15 protein-coding genes are annotated in these 18,826 nt (G+C 72.6%); 7 read left to right on the forward strand and 8 right to left on the reverse strand.

Translation table 11 applies throughout. The annotated features are described in order from the left end of the window. Positions 1–171 precede the first annotated feature (171 nt). From ACTWQC_RS10855 to hppD, 3 genes are all read right to left on the reverse strand, one after another. The gene (locus tag ACTWQC_RS10855; protein ID WP_443315388.1) at positions 172–1,530 is read right to left on the reverse strand and encodes a wax ester/triacylglycerol synthase domain-containing protein; all 1,359 of its coding nucleotides are present in this window, start codon (positions 1,528–1,530) and stop codon (positions 172–174) included. 649 nt (positions 1,531–2,179) lie between these two features. Beyond that, positions 2,180–3,430: a glycosyltransferase gene (locus tag ACTWQC_RS10860; protein ID WP_443315389.1), complete on the reverse strand. Its 1,251-nt coding sequence runs from the start codon at positions 3,428–3,430 to the stop codon at positions 2,180–2,182. A 118-nt stretch (positions 3,431–3,548) separates the two neighbouring features. Beyond that, the gene (gene hppD, locus ACTWQC_RS10865; protein WP_443315390.1) at positions 3,549–4,691 is read right to left on the reverse strand and encodes a 4-hydroxyphenylpyruvate dioxygenase; all 1,143 of its coding nucleotides are present in this window, start codon (positions 4,689–4,691) and stop codon (positions 3,549–3,551) included. 123 nt (positions 4,692–4,814) lie between these two features. Here hppD and ACTWQC_RS10870 point away from each other — a divergent pair, with 123 nt between their 5' ends. Genes ACTWQC_RS10870 through ACTWQC_RS10890 form a run of 5 tightly spaced genes read left to right on the forward strand, consistent with a single transcriptional unit; the run spans position 4,815 to position 9,103 of the window. Further along, positions 4,815–5,288, forward strand: a complete 474-nt coding sequence (locus ACTWQC_RS10870; RefSeq protein WP_443315391.1) for an Lrp/AsnC family transcriptional regulator — start codon at positions 4,815–4,817, stop codon at positions 5,286–5,288. Between the two features lie 48 nt (positions 5,289–5,336). Beyond that, the gene (locus ACTWQC_RS10875; protein WP_443315392.1) at positions 5,337–5,984 is read left to right on the forward strand and encodes an ABC transporter permease; all 648 of its coding nucleotides are present in this window, start codon (positions 5,337–5,339) and stop codon (positions 5,982–5,984) included. Further along, a complete protein-coding gene (locus tag ACTWQC_RS10880; protein ID WP_443315393.1) occupies positions 5,977–7,254 on the forward strand; it encodes a betaine/proline/choline family ABC transporter ATP-binding protein in 1,278 nt (425 codons plus the stop codon). Before ACTWQC_RS10875 ends, ACTWQC_RS10880 begins: the two co-directional genes overlap by 8 nt. A gap of 44 nt (positions 7,255–7,298) precedes the next feature. After that, entirely contained in the window at positions 7,299–8,114 is an 816-nt protein-coding gene (locus ACTWQC_RS10885; RefSeq protein WP_443315456.1) for an ABC transporter permease, read from the forward strand. Beyond that, entirely contained in the window at positions 8,114–9,103 is a 990-nt protein-coding gene (locus ACTWQC_RS10890) for a glycine betaine ABC transporter substrate-binding protein (RefSeq protein ID WP_443315394.1), read from the forward strand. The genes ACTWQC_RS10885 and ACTWQC_RS10890 overlap by 1 nt, the downstream gene beginning before the upstream one ends. A 20-nt stretch (positions 9,104–9,123) precedes the next feature. Here ACTWQC_RS10890 and ACTWQC_RS10895 read toward each other — a convergent pair whose 3' ends face one another. From ACTWQC_RS10895 to ACTWQC_RS10910, 4 genes are all read right to left on the reverse strand, one after another. Next, the gene (locus tag ACTWQC_RS10895; RefSeq protein WP_443315395.1) at positions 9,124–9,948 is read right to left on the reverse strand and encodes a YlbL family protein; all 825 of its coding nucleotides are present in this window, start codon (positions 9,946–9,948) and stop codon (positions 9,124–9,126) included. 23 nt (positions 9,949–9,971) lie between these two features. Continuing rightward, positions 9,972–10,613 (reverse strand): IclR family transcriptional regulator, encoded by a 642-nt coding sequence (locus ACTWQC_RS10900; RefSeq protein ID WP_443315396.1) that lies wholly within the window; start codon positions 10,611–10,613, stop codon positions 9,972–9,974. Between the two features lie 669 nt (positions 10,614–11,282). Continuing rightward, positions 11,283–13,076, reverse strand: a complete 1,794-nt coding sequence (locus tag ACTWQC_RS10905; protein ID WP_443315397.1) for a DEAD/DEAH box helicase — start codon at positions 13,074–13,076, stop codon at positions 11,283–11,285. A 155-nt stretch (positions 13,077–13,231) separates the two neighbouring features. Continuing rightward, positions 13,232–14,326: an AraC family transcriptional regulator gene (locus ACTWQC_RS10910; RefSeq protein ID WP_443315398.1), complete on the reverse strand. Its 1,095-nt coding sequence runs from the start codon at positions 14,324–14,326 to the stop codon at positions 13,232–13,234. Between the two features lie 128 nt (positions 14,327–14,454). Here ACTWQC_RS10910 and ACTWQC_RS10915 point away from each other — a divergent pair, with 128 nt between their 5' ends. Next, positions 14,455–14,961, forward strand: a complete 507-nt coding sequence (locus ACTWQC_RS10915; protein ID WP_443315399.1) for a hypothetical protein — start codon at positions 14,455–14,457, stop codon at positions 14,959–14,961. Between the two features lie 158 nt (positions 14,962–15,119). After that, the gene (locus ACTWQC_RS10920) at positions 15,120–17,183 is read left to right on the forward strand and encodes a neutral/alkaline ceramidase (RefSeq protein WP_443315400.1); all 2,064 of its coding nucleotides are present in this window, start codon (positions 15,120–15,122) and stop codon (positions 17,181–17,183) included. 137 nt (positions 17,184–17,320) lie between these two features. Here the strand turns inward: ACTWQC_RS10920 and ACTWQC_RS10925 are convergent, their stop codons facing one another. Beyond that, the gene (locus ACTWQC_RS10925) at positions 17,321–18,796 is read right to left on the reverse strand and encodes an MFS transporter (RefSeq protein WP_443315401.1); all 1,476 of its coding nucleotides are present in this window, start codon (positions 18,794–18,796) and stop codon (positions 17,321–17,323) included. Positions 18,797–18,826: the final 30 nt, after the last annotated feature.

The following is an 18,826-nucleotide window of genomic DNA, read 5'->3' on the forward strand; positions in this document are numbered from 1 at the left end:
TGCGAAGGCGGCTGCCGCCGCCGCACCGGCCAGCCCGAGAACCGACCTGCGGCTCGGCCCCGCCCCCGGCGAGCCTGCTGAATCTCCGAGATCTCCGAGTCGTCGCATCAGAGCACTATCCGAGGCAGGTTCGCGCGGGCCGGGAACCGGCGTCGGGAGCCGCGGTGAAGTTCATCCGTACGGGCTGTCCAGGGCCGCCGAGCGCAGGGCGAGCACCTCGTGCCGGATCCGGTCGGCGAGCGGGCGGCCGAGGGGCGCGTGCGCCTCGTCGGTGAGGACGGCCACGGCGGTGGTGGTGCCGTAAGTGGTCAGCGACAGGGCGAGCGGATGCCCCGGGCTGAGGGCGGGCACCAGCGCCATCCTGGTCGCTGTCGCGGGGCCCAGGGCCAGGGCGCCGAGGCCGCCCGCGCCGCCGGTACGGACGTTGGTGCACAGCAGCGAGGAGTAGCGCGGCGAGTCGGCGTAGCGGGCGAGCGCGTCGCGCAGCGCGCTGCGCCGGGGCGGGGTCCTGCTCACCAGCAGGGCCTGGGCGTCCGCGAGGCGGCGGTACGCGGCCCGGCGGGCGGAGCGTTCCACGGCGGTGAGCCGGTCGGGGCCGGATGCGGCGGCCGCTGTGGGGAGGGGGATGCGGATGGTCGCGTAGTGGTTGCCGAGGTACGCCTCGTCACGGGGGGAGCGGAGGTCGACCGGAACCATGGCACAGACGCCGGGCAGGCCCGGGCGGGCGCCGAGCGTGCCGGTGGCGCGCAGCGCGGCGGCCGCGGCGGCGAGGAAGACGGAGTTGGCGGAGGCCGGCTCGTCGCCGGGCAGGGCTCCGCGCGCCTGCCGCAGGGCGTGCACCGGCAGTTCGCTCCAGGCCAGGGCGCGGCCCTCGTCCACGCGCGCGTGGAAGGGCAGCCGCCGTCCGGCGGGCAACAGCCCGGCGGCGGCCCTGAGTTGGGCGGACCTGGGGGCGGAGGGGAGGTCGAGGGGTTCGGGGAGATGCGCGGCGGCCGGGGGCAGGGGGTAGGACCCCGGGCCGTCGAGGAGGGTACGGAGGAGGGTGATCAGGGACCTGCCGTCGAGGAGGGCGTGGTGGGCGCGCAGCAGCAGCGCGAAGCCGGAGCCCTCTTCGGCGGGGAGCAGATGGAGCCTCCAGGGCGGCAGGCCGCTCGCGGAGCCGAGCGGCTCCGCGAGCAGCGCCGCCGCGCACGCCTCCACGCCCGCGTGCACCGGCCCCCGCGCCTGCGGCGCGGCAGCTTCCGAGGCGGCGGTGAAGGGCGCTTGGACGTGAAGACCCGGCTCCGCGTGCGGGCCGGCGACGACGTGGTGGTCGGGGTCCGGGTCCTGGGGGGCGAGGGTCCAGTGCGGCCAGGGTCCATCGACCGGGAGAGCGCGCAGCCGCGGCAGGCTGCACCAGCGCTCGCGTACCCGCTTCCGCAGCTCCGGGAGGAGGGGCGGGGGCCCGTCGAACCAGGCGAGCAGGCCGAAGGTCATGCAGATGGCGCCCTCGGTCTGATGCCGGTACAGCCAGGCGTCGACCGGCCCCATGGGCCGGGCCCCGCCCGATCCGGAATCGAGTCCCTCGCCCCGGCCGCCAGGCCCCGGAGACCCGCCGATCCCGTCTCCGGACCAACCCTCCGCGCCAAAACTCCCGTGGGCCGGGCCGAAACGGTCCTCGCTCCGGTCGACGGACTGCCCAGCGGGCCCAGGCCGCCCCGGGCCGGAGACCGGACCACGCGCGCCCGACGCGCCGACCGCGACCGCAGGGGACCCGACCGCGCCCCGGTCGGCCGCACCGGAGGCCGGATCGGGCCCGGTCGCGTCTGTCGGCGCCGTTGGCACAGACGCGCCCCGGTCTGCCGCGTCCCGGTCGGCCGGGCCAGCGTCCGGGGCGGGGTGCGCCGCTCCCATCGGCTCCTCGGGCCGTGCCAAGCCGTGCCGCGCCACGGGCCCAGCCGCACCCCGAGGCGCCGTCGGCACGGGCGCGTCCCGGTCTGCCGCGTCCCGGTCGGCCGCACCGGAGGCCGGATCGGGCCCAGTCGCGTCTCTCGGCGCCGTTGCCCCACGAGCGCCCCGGTCTGCCGCGACGCGCTCGGCCGGGCCAGTGGCCGCGGCGTGGGGCGCCGGCGTTGACCCCGCCGGGCCAGTGTCCGGGGCGGGGTGGGGCGCTGCCGTTGGCGGCGCGGCCTCGGCGTTGTCAGCCGAGCCAGGACGCGATCGCACGGGTCACCTGGCCGGAGCCGTCCTCGTGGGCGATGTGGGTGGCCAGTTCCTTGGCTCGGCGGCGGTAGGCCGAGCCCGGGGTGCCCGTTACCCGGCGCAGGGCGGCGGCCAGGCGTTCCGCGGAGAGCATCGCGTGCGGGAGGGCGCCGGGGCTCACGCCCAGGCGGACCAGGCGCGAGGCCCACCACGGCTGGTCGGTCAGCACCGGGACCGGGACCGCCGGCACCCCCGCCCGCAGCCCCGCACCCGTCGTGCCCGCCCCCGCGTGGTGCACGACCGCCGCCGTCCGCGGGAAGAGCCAGCTGTGCGGCAGTCTGCCGACCGTGAGCACCTCGTCGCCGGCCACCGAAAGACCGGCCCAGCCCGCCTGGACCACGCCCCGCAGCCCGGCCCTGCGCAGCGCCCGTACGGTGATGTCGCCGAGCTCCTCCGCGGGCCTCGGCATCATGCTGCCGAAGCCGACGAACACCGGGGCGGGACCGGCCTCGAGGAAGTCGGTGACCTCGGTGGGGGGCGTCCAGCTCGCGCATTGGTGGGGCCACCAGTAGCCGGTGACGTAAAGACCCGGCCGCCAGTCCTGCGGGCGCGGTACGACGGCGGGGCTGAAGCCGTGCCATACGGGCCACTGGGAGCCGCCGCGGCGCCTGCGCAGCTGCGCCGTGCCGCGGCGGGGCAGCCCGAGCCGGGCGTGCAGCCGCCGGTTCGCCGCGGCGTACAGGGCGTCGAATCCGGCGTTGACGGCCCGGCCCAGGGCCCGGTTGCCGCGGCTCTCGGGCCGCCAGCGCATCACGCAGGGCGGGAACTCGGTGGTGGGCTCCTCCGGCTGGAGGAAGACGCCCGCGCTCGGGATCCGGTGGTACTCGGCGACCACCGAGCCGATGGGCGCGGCGAGCGTGGACAGCAGGATCAGATCCGCCTTGTCGTCCACGGCCTCGATGATCCCGTCGACGAGACCGGCCGCGGCGCGCCGCGAGGCGCGGCCCATCTCGTACAGGCTCCGCGGAGAACTGCGCGCCTGCGTCACGCGCGCGTGCGCGGACAGGAGGTGCTCGAACGGGTCGGCGGGCAGGGGGCGCATGGCGAGGCCGCAGCAGGCCACGGACTCGGCGTACCGGGCGTGGGTGACGAGCTCGACGTGGTGGCCCTCGGCCAGCAGGCGGTGACCGAGACCGGTGTAGGGGGCCACGGAGCCGTACGTGCCCGCGGTGATGATCTGGATCCGCATACCGGACCAACGACCCCAAGCCACCCCGGACACGCTCGGGCCCCACGGGTGTCAGGTCCCGTAGGGCCCGCGGCCGGAGCGGGGCGGCGCGCCTCGCGAGGGTCGGGGGCCCAGCGGCTCAGATGTTGCCGCGCTTGGCCTGCTCGCGCTCGATGGCCTCGAAGAGCGCCTTGAAATTGCCCTTGCCGAAGCCCATCGAACCGTGCCGCTCGATCATCTCGAAGAAGACGGTGGGGCGGTCCTGGACCGGCTTGGTGAAGATCTGCAGCAGATAGCCGTCCTCGTCGCGGTCGGCGAGGATCTTCAGCTCGCGCAGCTCGTCCAGCGGCACGCGGGTGTCGCCGACCCACTCGCCGAGGGTGTCGTAGTACGAGTCGGGGACGTCCAGGAACTGAACTCCGGACGCGCGCATGGCCCGTACGGTCGCCACGATGTCGTTCGTCGCGAGCGCGATGTGCTGGACGCCCGGGCCACCGTAGAACTCCAGGTACTCGTCGATCTGCGACTTCTTCCTGGCAACGGCGGGCTCGTTGATCGGGAACTTCACCTTGCGGGTGCCGTCCGCGACGACCTTCGACATCAGCGCCGAGTACTCGGTGGCGATGTCGTCGCCGACGAACTCCTTCATGTTGGCGAAGTGCATCACGTTCTTGTAGAACGCCACCCACTCGTCCATCTTGCCGAGTTCGACGTTGCCGACGCAGTGGTCGATGGCCTGGAAGCGGCGGGGGCCCGGCTCGGTGATCGGGGCCGCGGCGACGAAGCCGGGGAGGTACGGGCCGTCGTAGCCGGTGCGCTCGACCAGGGTGTGCCGGGTCCGGCCGTACGTGGCGATGGCGGCGAGGACGACCGTGCCGTGCTCGTCCTTGGCGTCGTGCGGCTCCTCGAGGCCGGTGGCGCCGTGCGCGACCGCGTACTCGTACGCGGCCCGCGTGTCCGGGACCTCGATGGCGAGGTCGATGACGCCGTCGCCGTGCGCGGCCACGTGCCCGGCGAGGAACCGGCCGCGCTCGGTCACCGGCTTGATGACCGAGGTGAAGACGAAGCGGGCGGCGCCGGACTCCAGGACGTAACTGGCCGTCTCCCGGACGCCGTTCTCCGGCCCCGAGTAGGCGACGAGCTTCATGCCGAAGGCCGTGGAGTAGTAGTGCGCGGCCTGCTTGGCATTGCCGACGGCGAAGACGACCGCGTCCATTCCCTTCACCGGGAAGGGGTCGGCCTGCCGTGCGGTGTGCGGAGGGTGATGGATGGTCTCAGTCATGACCTCAGGCTCCCCCTGCTCCACAAGGTGCGCAATAGTTGGCTCAATCGCTGCACACTCTGCACAGCAATCACCGGCCGATGCGGGGCGTTCTGTACAGGATGACTACCGGGAGGCGGGCTCATGGGCATCGACGAGCTGGACGGGCGGCTGCTGGAGCTGCTGGCGCACGAACCGCGGATCGGCGTACTGGAGGCCTCGCGGCGCCTCGGCGTCGCGCGCGGGACCGTACAGGCGCGCCTCGACCGCCTCCAGGCCAATGGGGTGATCCGCGGCTTCGGGCCCGACGTGGACCCGGCGGCGCTCGGCTATCCGGTGACCGCGTTCGCGACGCTGGAGATCAGGCAGGGTCAAGGCGCGGACGTACGGGCGCACTTGGACGGCGTCCCGGAAGTGCTGGAGCTGCACACCACGACGGGCCATGGTGACATGCTGTGCCGGTTGGTGGCACGCTCGAATGCCGACTTGCAGCGCGTGATCGACAGGGTGGTGGGATTCGATGGCATCGTGCGGGCCTCGACGGCGATCGTGATGGAGAATCCGGTGCCGCTCCGGATCATTCCGCTGGTGCGCCAGGCGTCGCGGCAGGAGCCGTAAGGACCGCCCGACCGCCGGGGGGACCGCCCTTGAGGGAGGGGCCGTGAAGTGAACTTCTGGGAGTACCTGGGCACCCGCTACCAGCAGCTGCTGGTGGACGCCTATCAGCACGCCAGCGCCGTCTTCCAGTGCATGGTCGCCGCCACGGTGCTCGGCGTCCTGATCGGCGTCCTCACCTACCGCACCGAGTGGGCGGGAAACCTCGCGATCACCACGACCGCGACCATCCTCACCGTCCCCTCCCTGGCCCTCCTCGGCCTGCTCGTCCCGGTCGTCGGCCTCGGCGTCGCGCCGACCGTCATCGCGCTGACGCTGTACGGGCTGCTGCCCGTGGTCCGCAACGCGGTCGTCGGGTTACGCGGGGTCGACCCGGCCCTCGTCGAGGCCGCCAAGGGCATGGGGATGTCGCGGTTCGCCCGGCTGCTCAGGGTCGAACTGCCGCTCGCCTGGCCGCCGATCCTCACCGGCGTACGGGTGGCGACCCAGATGCTGATGGGCATCGCGGCGATCGCGGCCTTCGCCTCGGGGCCCGGGCTCGGCAACCAGATCTTCCGCGGGATCTCCAGCCTGGGCAGTGCGAACGCGGTCAACGAAGTACTGTCGGGGACGCTCGGAATCGTCGTCCTGGCCCTGCTGTTCGACGCCGGGTACGTGGTGATCGGACGGCTCACCATCTCACGGGGGATCCGTGGCTGAACCTGCCGAAACCGCCGAACCCACCGCCCAGGCTTCCGCGACCGCAGAGCCCGCCGGGCTCGCCCAGCGGGCCGCCGCCGGCGCGAGTATCCGACTGGACAACCTGACCAAGCGCTATCCGGACAGCCCCGCTCCGGCTGTGGAGGACGTGACCCTGGACATCGCGGCGGGCGAGACCGTGGTCCTCGTGGGTCCCTCCGGCTGCGGGAAGAGCACCACCCTCAAGATGATCAACCGGCTGATCGAGCCGACCTCCGGGCGGATCACGATCGGCGGCGAGGACGTCACCGGCATCGACCCTGTGGCGCTCCGCCGCACGATCGGCTACGCCATCCAGGCCACCGGCCTCTTCCCGCACATGACCGTCGCAGAGAACATCGCGCTCGTACCGAAGATGGCCGGCTGGCCCCGGGCGAAGGTGGAAGGCCGGGTCGAGGAGATGCTCCATCTGGTCGGCCTGGATCCCGGGGAGTTCCGCGGCCGCTATCCGCGCCGTCTCTCCGGCGGCCAGCAGCAGCGGGTCGGGGTGGCGCGGGCGCTGGCCGCCGACCCGCCCGTGCTGCTGATGGACGAGCCGTTCGGGGCCGTCGACCCCATCACCCGGGAGCGCCTTCAGGACCAGCTGATCCGGCTGCAGCGCGAGCTGCGCAAGACGATCGTCTTCGTCACCCACGACTTCGACGAGGCCATCAAAGTCGGCGACCGGATCGCGGTGCTGCGCGAGCGCTCGCACATCGCCCAGTTCGACACCCCGGAGGCGATCCTGACCAGCCCGGCCGACGACTTCGTCGCCGGATTCGTGGGCGCGGGCGCCGGGGTGAAGCGACTGAACCTCAAGCGCGTACGGGAGGTGGAGCTCGCCGACGTCCCGACCGCCACCGTCGACGACCCGCTGGAGACCGTCCTGGAGCTGCTGCGCGCGGACTCCGCCTCCGCCGATCATCTGCTGCTGCTGGACCGGGACCGGCGCCCGCACGCCTGGCTGCGGCGCGAGGACCTGACGCGCGCCCGGAGCACGCAGCCCGCCGCGGAGCCCCTGCCGTTATCGGCGGGCGTCCCGGTACGGGGCCGGATCGGGGTGGACGTGACGCTGCGGGACGCGCTGGAGGCGCTGCTGGCCGACGGCGCGGGCCGCGTCGCGGTCACCGGGCAGGGGGGCGAGTACATCGGCGTCGTGGACATGGCGACGCTGCTGAACGCAATGAACGGGGCGCCGGAGGAGCGGCGAGCCGGGGAGGCTCAGCGGACCGGCCGGGGTGAGCCCTCGTGAGCCGGAGCGAGGTCGGTGGCGGGGGAGGCGGCGGGGCCGGTGGCATCGCAGCTCCCGAGGCCGGTCACCGGGCTCCGGGTCCGGACGAGCCCGAGACAGGGCCCGTCGCACCCCATCGGGTCCCACCCCGTATCACCTGGCAGAAGCTGGTGACCGTGCCGGCCTTCGTCGCAGCCACCCTCGGCGCCACCGCTCTGTATCTCAGCACCACCGAGCTGGACTCGATCGCCAGGAACTCGCTCTCCGGCGGCATCGTGCGCACCGCGCTCCGCCAGCAGACCGAACTCGTCGCGATCTCCACCTTCTTCGTGCTGGTCATCGCGATCCCGCTGGGCGTGGCGCTGACCCGCAGGAGCCTGCGCCGGGCCGCCCCACCGTTCGTCGCGGCGGCCAACATCGGCCAGGCGACCCCGGCCCTGGGCCTGCTGGCACTGCTGGTGATCTGGCTCGGCATCGGCCGGCGGGCGGCCCTGATCGGCATCGTGGCGTTCGCCGTGCTGCCGGTGCTGAGCAACACCGTCGCCGGGCTGAGGGCCATCGACCCGGCGCTCGTGGAGGCGGCGCGCGGCATCGGGATGTCGCCGCGCCTGGTGCTGTTCCGGGTCGAACTGCCGCTGGCCGTACCGCTGATCCTGGCGGGCGTACGGACCGCGCTGGTGCTGAATGTCGGCACCGCGACGCTGGCCACCTTCGGCGGTGGTGGCGGCCTGGGCGATCTGATCTCCTCCGGCATCACCAACCAGCGGATGCCGGTGCTGGTGCTCGGCTCCGTGCTGACGGTCGCCATGGCGCTGATCGTCGACTGGCTGGGGATGCTCGTCGAGATGCTGCTGCGCCCGCGCGGCCTGGAGGTGGACTGATGCGCCTGTCCCGGGTACGGGCGGCCGCCGCGGGTGCGTGCGCGCTGCTGCTCGCCGCCGCGGGCCTGAGCGGCTGCGGGCTGACCAGCGGCAGCCCGCTGGCCGACTCGGTGCGGCCGGGCTCGATCGGGAAGGGGCGGCCGCTGGCGGGCGCCCGCCTGACCGTCACCTCCAAGGAGTTCACCGAGCAGATCATCCTGGGCCAGATCATGGGTCTTGTCTTCAAGGCGGCCGGCGCGGAAGTCCTGGACCGGACGAACATCCAGGGCTCGATCGGTGCCCGCGAGGCGGTCAAGTCCGGTGCGGCGGACGGGATGTACGAGTACACGGGCACGGCCTGGATCACGTACCTCGGGCACACCCGGCCGATCGTCGATCCGTACGAGCAGTGGGAGGCCGTACGCGACGAGGACCGCCGCCATGGCATCACCTGGCTGCCCGCGGCCCCGCTCGACAACACCTACGCGCTGGTCGCGAACCAGGGACACGCGCAGAAGTACCGTCTGCGCACCCTCTCCGATGTGGCGCGGCTGGTGAAGGAGGACCCGGGCGCGGCCACGATCTGCGGGGGGAGCGAATTCGCGGTGCGCGAGGACGGCCTGCCGGGCGTGGCGAAGAAGTACGGCTTCGCCCTCCCGCGCGGGAACTACAAGAAGATGGACGACGGAGTCGTCTACACCCAGGTCGCCAAGGGCGCCGCCTGCACCCTCGGGGTGGCCGCCACCACCGACGGCCGCATTCCGGAGCTGAAGTTGAAAGTGCTGGAGGACGACCGGCACTTCTTCCCGAATTACAACGCGGCACCGGAGATGAACAGCGCCGCGATGGAGAAGTACCCCCAAATCGCCGGGCTCCTCGCCCCGATCAGCAAGCGGCTGACGGGGGCGGAGGCCCAGCGGCTGAACGCGCGGGTGGACGTGGGAGGGGAGGACCCGCACGAGGTGGCGAAGGACTGGCTGGTACGGGAGGGCTTCATCCGGGAGGGCTGAGCGCTTCGTGCGGGAGGGCATCAGCAGCTGGGGACCCTGCCACCCGTCTCGAGGGCCTTGAGGGCGTTCACCGCGCCCTCGAGGGTGGTGACCGGGACGAGCCGGAGGCCCTTCGGGAGTTCGGCCTGGGCGTCGTCGCACTCCGCCTGCGGGACGAGGAAGACGGTCGCGCCGTCCCGCTTGGCGGCCTGCGTCTTCAGCGGTACGCCGCCCACCGCGCCGACCTCGCCGTCCGCGGTGATGGTGCCGGTGCCCGCGATCGTACGGCCGCCCGTCAGGTCGCCGCCGGAGCCGTCGCCGTCCAGCTTGTCGACGATGCCCAGCGAGAACAGCAGCCCGGCGCTCGGCCCTCCGACGTCGGCGAGGCGCAGGGTGACCCGTACGTCGTCCGGCGACCTGTGCAGGTAGCGGAGGGCGGAGGCAGTGGCCGCGTCCTGGGACTTCCGGAACTGGCGGGCGTTGTAGCGCTGGATCTCCTTGGTGGTGTCGCCCACCGGGTAGACGGACTCGCGCGGCAGCACGGCCCGGTCGGCTCTGAACCAGCCGTCGACGACGTCGCCGAACCCCACGTGCGCGTCGGGGTTGGTCGCCGCGATCGTCGTCATCCGCAGCTGCCCCGTCGTCCTGCGGCTCTCCGCGTCGGAGATGCTGATCACCGGCTTGCCCCGGCTTGAGCCGAGCACGTCGGCGGTCATCCCGGGCTGGGCGATCGAGAAGGGCAGCGGGGCGAAGAGGGCGACGGCGAGCAGCGCGACGACGGGCACGGCACAGAGACCGAGGACCCGGGCGCGGGTTCCCCTGCGGGGGGCGGGAGGAGAGGGAGGGGGCGAGGCGGCGGCAGGCATGGTGGTGAATCTAACCGACCTTGTCAGCGCAGCGCGTCGGAGACCTCTCGCGCCGCCTCGACGACCCGGGGGCCGACCCGCTCCGGGACCGATTCGGCCAGCATGACCACGCCGACGCTGCCCTCGACACCCGTCACGCCGAGCAGCGGCGCCGCGGCGCCGCAGGCGCCCGCCTCCAGCTCGCCGTGGGTGAGCGAGAAGCCCGGGTCCGTGCCCGGGGTCCGGCGCGCGGCGAGTATGGCCCGGCCCGCGGCGCCGCGGTCCAGGGCGTGCCGGAATCCGGTCCGGTAGGCCACGTGGTAGTCGGTCCAGGTCGGCTCGACCACGGCCACGGCCAGTGCCTCGCTGCCGTCGACGAGCGTGAGGTGGGCGGTGGCCCCGATGTCCTCGGCGAGCGCGCGCAGCGCGGGCAGGGCGGCCTCCCGTACGAGCGGGTGCACCTGGCGGCCCAGCTGCAGCACGCCGAGCCCGACGCGGGCGCGGCCGCCGATGTCCCGGCGTACGAGTGCGTGCTGCTCGAGGGTCGCGAGCAGGCGGTACACGACCGTGCGGTTGACGCCGAGCTTGTTCGAGAGCTCGGTCACGGTCAGGCCGTGGTCGGTGTCGGCGAGCAGCTTGAGGACCTTCAGGCCCCTGTCGAGCGTTTGAGACGTCTCCGCGGTCACGACGCCCCCTCCTCGTCTGAGTGACGGGCGGCTTCTCGCGGCGGGTGCGTTGCCGGTCCCAGCGGCAGCGCGCGGAGAGGCCGCCGGTCGCATGGCACCGGCTGCGCTCCGCGGCAGCGCTGCCACGGGGCGTGTGTGGGGTACCGAGAAGGTAGCGAGCCGGTCCGCTCAGCGGAAGGGCCCGTCCAGAATCCGGGCAACCCGGTGTTCGTTTTGCCTGATATGCCCGGCCGCGGCGAGAACCTTTCCCGCCGCGACGGCGAGAAGTCGATGGCGCGGACCTGCGGTGCCGTACGGGCAAGCAGGCTGCGGCCAGTTCGGCACCGCCGGACTCCGCCGTCTCGCGTCTCACCGCTGCGGCGGAATACTTTTCCGGTGCGGCCAGTTCGGCACCGCCGGACTCCGCTGCCTCGCGTCTCACCGCTGCGGCGGGAAACCTTCCCGATTCGGCACCGCCGGGCTCCACCGTCTCGCGTCTCACCGCTGCGGCGGAATACTTTTCCGGTGCGGCCAGTTCGGCACCGCCGGGCTCCACTGCCTCGCGTCTCACCGCTGCGGCGGGAAACCTTCCCGATTCGGCACCGCCGGGCTCCGCCGTCTCGCCTCTCGCCACTGCGGCGGAAGTTTTTCGTCGGACTGGCCGCCGTCGCGGCGGGAAGATCCGGCGGGTCAGCGCATGCGCGTGGCCCATTCCTGGACCTTGGCGATGCGCTGGCGGATCTGGCCCGCCGTCGCCTCCGCGCTCGGCGGGCCGCCGCAGACGCGGCGCAGCTCCGTATGAATCACCCCGTGCGGCTTGCCGCTCTGGTGGACGTACGCGCCCACCAGGGAATTCAGCTGCTTCCGCAGCTCCAGCAGCTCCTTGTGCGTGACGACCGGCCGCCCCTCCGCCGGGATCTCCAGCAGGTCGGCCTCCGCGTCCGGCTTCTTCCGGCTGTGCGCGATCTGCCGGGCCTGCCGCTTCTGCAGCAGCAGCTGCACCTGGTCCGGTTCAAGGAGGCCGGGAATGCCCAGATAGTCCTGTTCCTCCTCGCTGCCCGGGTGCGCCTGCATCCCGAACTCCGCGCCGTCGTACAGCACCCGGTCGAAGACCGCGTCCGACTCCAGCGCCTCGAACGGCAGCATGTCCTGCTCGCCGGTGTCCTCGTCCTGCTGCTTCTCCGCCTCCTGGAGGAGCTTCTCCTCCTCCGCGTACGGGTCCTCCTCCTCGCCCTCCTTCTTCGGGTTGTCGAGGACGTGGTCGCGCTCGACCTCCATCTCGTTCGCGAAGCCGAGCAGCATCGGGATCGTCGGCAGGAAGACGGACGCGGTCTCGCCGCGCCGCCGCGACCGTACGAAACGGCCGACCGCCTGCGCGAAGAACAGCGGCGTCGAGATCGTCGTCGCGTAGACCCCGACCGAGAGCCGCGGCACGTCCACGCCCTCCGACACCATCCGGACCGCGACCATCCACCGGTCGTCGGAGTGGGAGAAGTCGTCGATCCGCTGCGAGGCGCCGCTGTCGTCGGACAGCACGACCGTCGGCCCGGTCCCCGTGATCTCGCGGATCAGCTTCGCGTACGCGCGCGCCGCGTCCTGGTCGGAAGCGATCACGAGCCCGCCCGCGTCCGGGATCGACTTGCGGACCTCGCTGAGCCGCTGGTCCGCGGCTCGCAGCACGTTCGGCATCCAGTCGCCGCGCGGGTCCAGCGCCGTACGCCACGCCTGCGACACAGCGTCCTTGGTCATCGGCTCGCCGAGCCGGGCCTCCAGCTCGTCGCCCGCCTTCGTCCGCCAGCGCATGTTGCCGCTGTAGGAGAGGAAGATGACCGGCCGGACGACGCCGTCGGCGAGCGCGTTCCCGTACCCGTACGTGTAGTCGGCCGAGGACCGCCGGATGCCGTCGTTCCCCTCCTCGTACTCCACGAACGGGATGGGGTTGGTGTCCGACCTGAACGGCGTGCCGGTGAGGGCGAGTCGGCGGGTCGCCGGCTCGAAGGCCTCGAGGCACGCCTCGCCCCAGGACTTGGAGTCACCGGCGTGGTGGATCTCGTCGAGGATGACGAGGGTCTTGCGCTGCTCGACGCGGTTGCGGTGCAGCATCGGCCGCACGCCGACGCCCGCGTACGTCAGCGCGACGCCGTGGTACTCGCGGCCCAGCGGCCCCGCGCTGTACTCCGGGTCCAGTTTGATCCCTATCCGCGCCGCCGCCTCCGCCCACTGCTTCTTCAGGTGCTCGGTCGGCGCGACGACGGTCACCTGCTGCACGACGTGGTGGTGCAGCAGCCAGGAGGCGAGCGTCAGCGCGAAGGTCGTCTTGCCCGCGCCGGGCGTCGCCACCGCGAGGAAGTCCCGCGGCTGCTTCTGGATGTAGAGATCCATCGCGCCCTGCTGCCAGGCACGCAGCTTGCCCGCCGTACCCCAGGGGGCGCGGCCGGGGAAGGCGGGTGAGAGGTGATGCGAGGAGGAGGTGGTGGTAGTCACGGTCTCCGGTGGGTCTGGCTCGGGTGCTGGGCTGGCTCGGGTGCCCGGGAATCGGGTGCCCGGGGATCGGGTGCTCGGGGATGGGGCCGCGTCAGCCTACCGGGGGCACCCTTCACGCTCCCGGGGTACGCCCCGAGGCCACCCGGGAGTGGGACTCAGCTCACAGTGCGGCGGGCGCAGACGGCGGTCTCCGGCCGCGCAGGCGCGGTGCCGCGCCTGCGCACCTCGGACGGGCTCACCCCGAACCACCGCGTCACCGCCCGCCGCAGCGTCCGCGCGTCACTGAAGCCGAGCAACTCCGCGACCCTGCCCAGCGGCATGTCCCCGGTGGTCAGCAACTCCTCGGCGCGGACCAGGCGTACGGAGTCGACCAGCGCCTCGTACGTGGTCCCGCACTCCGCCAGCCGCCGGCGCAGCGTGCGTTCGCTCATCGCGCGCGCCTGCGCCTGGTGGGTGAGCGGCGGTACGTGGGGCAGGCTGCGGGCGACCGACACCTCCAGGCCCTCGACCAGGTCCTGCCGCTCGCGCCCGAGCGTGCGCGCCGACTCCAGCAGTCCGACGACCTGGGCGACCGTGTACGCGTCGGCGCCCGGCAGGGGGCGCTCCAGCCAGTCGGTGCCGAGGACGAGCCGGTCGTCGGGCGCTTCGAAGGAGACCGAGCAGCGGAAGTACCGCTCGTACTCGTCCCCGTAGGCGGGGCAGGGGTGCCGGACGACGACGGCGTGGGGCGCGAAGTCGTCGTGGAGCGCGCACCTGATCAGGGCCACGGTGCTGCTGAACGCTTCCTCGATCAGGAACGGCTGGAGTTCGTAGTCGGCGTAGCGGGCGGTCGGGAGGATCGCGGCTCCGCCGGGTACGGACTCCAGCCGGTAGTCGAGCATCGATCCCGTGAGGCCGTGGTAGCGCACGCCGAGGACGACGGCGTCGAACAGCGTGGGGCTGGCCTGGAGGCCGAGTCCGACCAGGCCCCACGCGGTCACCCGCTGTCTGCGCCCGACGGCCAGGCCCAGCGCGGGATCGCCGAGTTCGCTCATGGCCTCTCTGATGACCTGGCTGCTCTGCCGGTAGGAGATCCGCAGGCCCACGGCGCTCAGCGCGGCCTCGCTGAGCCCGGCGCGGCGCAGCGCGGGCCCCAGGTCGTGTCCGCGCTCGGCGGCCACGACGCTGAGATAGCGCAGCAGATGCGAGGTGATGGTCGCCGAGCCGCGGCGCGGGTCGGCGGGCGGGGAACCAGGCGGGGAACTACGCACCTCACCTCCCGAGCGGCCGTGAACAGCGCTGCCACTGTAAGCGCTCCGGGTCCGGACGTGTTCCGGGTCCGGACGGATCGGGGTGGGTCGCTGCGTCACTTCCGGCGGGAAACCGGGAGGATGGCGCCATGTCGTTGCGGGAGTGGTGGGGTCGGCTGGGAATGCGGCTGATGCCGTTGAAGAACCCCGCACAGGCGGTCTACGGCACGGTCATCACCGGTGCCGTCATGGCCGCGTACTCGGAGCCGCCCGTCGAGATCGATGAGGTCGTCCCCGGTGTCCTCGCCACCGTGGTGGTCTACTGGCTCGCTCACGTGTACGCGGAGGAACTCGTCCACTTCGAGGAGGGGGTGGCCTTCTCCCGGCGGCGGCTGTGGTCCACGATGCGTGCACAGTGGGCGATCGTCAGGGCCGCCCTGGCCCCGGTGCTCGTGCTGCTGGTGGCGCTGCTGTTCGGGGCGACCCCGACCGTGGCCCTGGAAATCGCGGTGTGGTTCACCGTGCTGCTGCTCGTCGGCTTCGGAACGGTCAGCGCCCTGAGAGGCGGCCTCAGGGGCGGCCCGCTCATCCTGGCCGCACTGCTCGCGGGCAGCCTCGGGCTGATCCTCGTGGCGCTGAAGGGCTCGGTCGACTAGGGACGTTCCTTTTCGGAGCTCCCGGGTCCATGGCCGCTGGAGACCCGGTTACTGTCCGGCTCGGTCCTCTTCCCCGCACGCCTCCGGCCGTACGGTCATGGCCGGATACCCGTCCGCCACCCCCACACCCCCACCCCCCACCCCCCTCAGGAGAAGGCATGCGGTTCCCCAGCGCAAAGGTCAGAATCCTTTCCCTGCTGCTCGCCGGAACACTCGGCCCGCTGTGCCTGGCGGCCGTGCCCGCCATGGAGCGGGCGGGCGCGGCACCGGCTGCTGAGCCGACCACGTACCTCGTCGGCCGGGGCATATCCGACGTCACCGGGGAGGCCGCCGAGGTCGGCATGATGGGGTACTCCAGCTTCGACCAGAAGGCGACCGGCATCCACCAGCGCCAGCGCTCCCGGGCGTTCATCGTGGCCGACCGGGAGAGCGGCAACCGCGTCGTCTACGTCAACGCCGACCTCGGCATGATCTTCCAGTCGGTACAGCAGCGCGTCATACGCAAGCTGAAGAAGCGTTACGGCTCGCTGTACAGCGAGCAGAACGTGCTGCTGTCGGCCACCCACACCCATGCGGGATCCGGCGGCCACTCCCACCACCTGGCGTACAACCTGGCCTCCCTCGGCTTCCAGAAGGACACCTTCAACGCCATCGTGGACGGCATCGTCGAGTCGGTCACCAAGGCCCATGAGGACCTCGAGCCGGGGACCATCACCCTCGGCAGGGGCGAGCTCACCCATGCGAGCGTCAACCGCTCCAAGGTGGCCTTCGACGAGAACCCGGAATCCGACAAGGCCGCCTTCCCCGGCGCCATCGACCCGGCGATGACCGTGCTCCGCTTCAGGCAGGGCGGCAGCGACATCGGCGCGATCAGCTGGTTCGCGACCCACAACACCTCGCTGACGAACAAGAACACCCTGCTCAGCCCGGACAACAAGGGCTACGCGTCGTACGAGTGGGAGCACGACGAGAAGGGCGTGCGCTACCTCGAGGACAAGAAGGGCTTCGTCGCGGCGTTTCCCAACACCAACGCCGGTGACATGTCGCCGAATCTGAACCTGAAGCCGGGCTCCGGGCCGACCGAGGACGAGTTCGAGAACACCCGGATCATCGGCGACCGCCAGTTCAGGAAGGCCCGGGAGGTCTACAACGCGGCGGACACCCCGGTCAGCGGGAGCGTGGACTCCCGGATGCGGTTCGTGAACATGGAAGAGGTCACGGTCGATGGGAAGTACACCCCCGACGGCAAGGACCACCGCACCTGCCCCGCCATGGTCGGCGCCTCCACCCTGGCCGGCAGCGTCGAGGACGGGCCCGCCATCCCGGGGTTCACCGAGGGCATGCACAGCCCGGTCGCCGACCTGCTCGAGCCGTGGCACGTCGACCCGCCTGAGTGGCTGGTGGGCTGCCAGTACCCCAAGGCCAACCTCGTACCGACCGGCATGATCTCCGACCCGGCACCCGCCACCCCGAAGATCCTCCCGGTGCAGATCGTCAAGATCGGCCAGTTCTATCTGGTGGCCGGGCCCGCCGAGTACACCATCGTCTCCGGCCTGCGCATCCGCCGCTCGGTCGCGGAGGAGCTCGGCGTACCGGTCGGGAACGTGCTGATGCAGGGCTACGCCAACGCCTACAGCCAGTACGTGACGACGCCCGAGGAGTACGACCTGCAGCAGTACGAGGGCGGCTCGACGCTCTACGGCCGGTACACGCTGCCCGCGTACCAGCAGGAGTTCGCCAGGCTCGCCGCCTCGCTGAAGGACGGCGGCACGATCGACCGCGGCCCGAACCCGCCCGACCTGTCGGACCGGCAGATCACCCTGCAGACCGGCGTGGTCATGGACAGCCCGCCGTCGGGCACGTCGTTCGGCGAGGTGCTGACGGAGCCCGAGAAGTCCTACGAGCAGGGCCGGACGGCCAGGGCCGAGTTCGTCACCGGCCACCCGAAGAACAACCTGCACCGGAACGGGACGTTCCTGGAGGTGCAGCGGCTGGTGGACGGCCAGTGGGCGCGCTACCTGGACGACGGTGACTGGGAGACGAAATACCGCTGGGTGCGGACCAATGCGGTGACCGGCACCTCCAAAGCGGTCATCACCTGGGACGTCGGCCAGGACACACCGGCGGGCACGTACCGGATCGTCCACTTCGGGGATTCCAAGAGCATCTTCGGCGCGATCACCCCGTTCAGCGGCAGCACGCGGGCGTTCAGGGTGGGCTGAGGCTGGGGCTGGGGCTGAGGCCCGCCCGGCCCGGGGCGATGGTCTGCGGTCGGCGGTCCATCGGCCTGGCCAGCGTACCGCCGGGCCGCGCCGCGAGCGCGGGGCGGCCGGGCGGTACGCGTTGCCGGGCACACCGGTCAACGGTCCGTCGGCCAGCCGGTCTTCGGCCGCAGGCGCGTGGTGACGTACGCGCCGACGAGGGCCATCGCCGCCATGGCGAGGAACACGGCGGTGAACGCGGCCGGGTGGTGGCCGGTGCCGCCCCCGGCCGCCGCTGAGGCCGAGTGCGCGCCCGCGGCGACGCCACCGCCGCCGAACGCCACGAACAGCACGCCGCTCACCCCGATCAGGGTGATGTTGCCGAGGGCGTCGGAGATCTGGAGCGCGGCTGAGTTGCTCCCGGCGTCCTCGGGGCGGGACAGCTTGAGCAGCAGCACGGTCGCGCTGGCGATGGTCAGGCCCATGCCGAACCCGCCGGCCACCCAGCACACGGCGACGATCCAGGCCGGGACCCGGTCGGCGAGCGCGAGCGACGCCCCCGCGACGGCGAGCGCCATGACAGTCATCCCGAGGGTCATCAGCCGCTGCCGGTACGGCTCCAGGCGCGGCCTGCTCTGCGCGTACGAGCCGAGCGCCCAGGCCAGCCCGCCGCCGGTGAGCGAGAGCCCGGCCAGGGTCGCGGCGAGCCCGCGCTCGGTGACCAGCATCAGCGGTACGAACGCCTGCGCGCCGAAGAAGGACCCCGCGGCGATCCCGCGCACCAGCACCACGGCGGGCAGGCCGCGGCGGGCGCGGAACGTGCCCTCGGGCAGCAGCCGCAGCAGGCACGGGACGAGCAGGGCGAGCCCCGCCGCGGCCGGCAGGAGCGCGACCGGGGTCAGGTCCTGGCCCGCGTACTGCAGCAGGCCCGCGCCCGCGGCGACGGCCAGCGCGAGCATGATGCGGTGGCGGTCCATGGGCGTGCGGGCGGGGGGCGGCAGCTTGCGCAGGGCGGGCAGCATCACGGCGAGCGGCGGGAGCACGAGGACGGGAATGGAGAGGAACACCCAGCGCCAGCCGAGCTGTTCCGTGACCGTCCCGGCGGCGAGCGGACCGACGATCACGGGCAGCACCCAGGCGGCACTGAACGAGGCCATGGCCGCGGGCCGCAGCCGCTCGGGGTAGGCGCGGCCGACGACCACGTACAGCGCGACGATCACCAGTCCGGCGCCGATGCCCTGCACGCCGCGGCCCGCCACGAAGGTCCACATGTTCTGCGCGGAGCCGGAGACCACAAGACCGGTGCCGAACGCCCCGATCCCGGTGAACAGCGGCGCGACCGGACCCGCGCGGTCGCACCACTCGCCGGACAGGGTCATGCCGAAGAGGCTGGCGGTGAAGAAACCGGAGAACGCGAAGGCGTACAGCCCGAGTCCGTCGAGGGCCTGCGCGGCCACGGGCATGGCGGTGCTGACCGCGCTCGCCTCGAAGGCGATGAGGGAGACGACGGAGATGATGCCGAGCGTCAGGGCCCGGAAGGGACGGCTCAGAACCGTGCCGCCGTACGGCGCGCGGGGGTCGGAGCCGACGGCATCGGCGACGTCGACGTCGCGCGGGTCGGGAGCAGCGGTCATTGCGCCAGGGTAAGGGGCTCTGCAACGCTG

It is taken from the genome of Streptomyces sp. 8N616, from assembly GCF_052246385.1.
GTDB lineage: Bacteria > Actinomycetota > Actinomycetes > Streptomycetales > Streptomycetaceae > Streptomyces.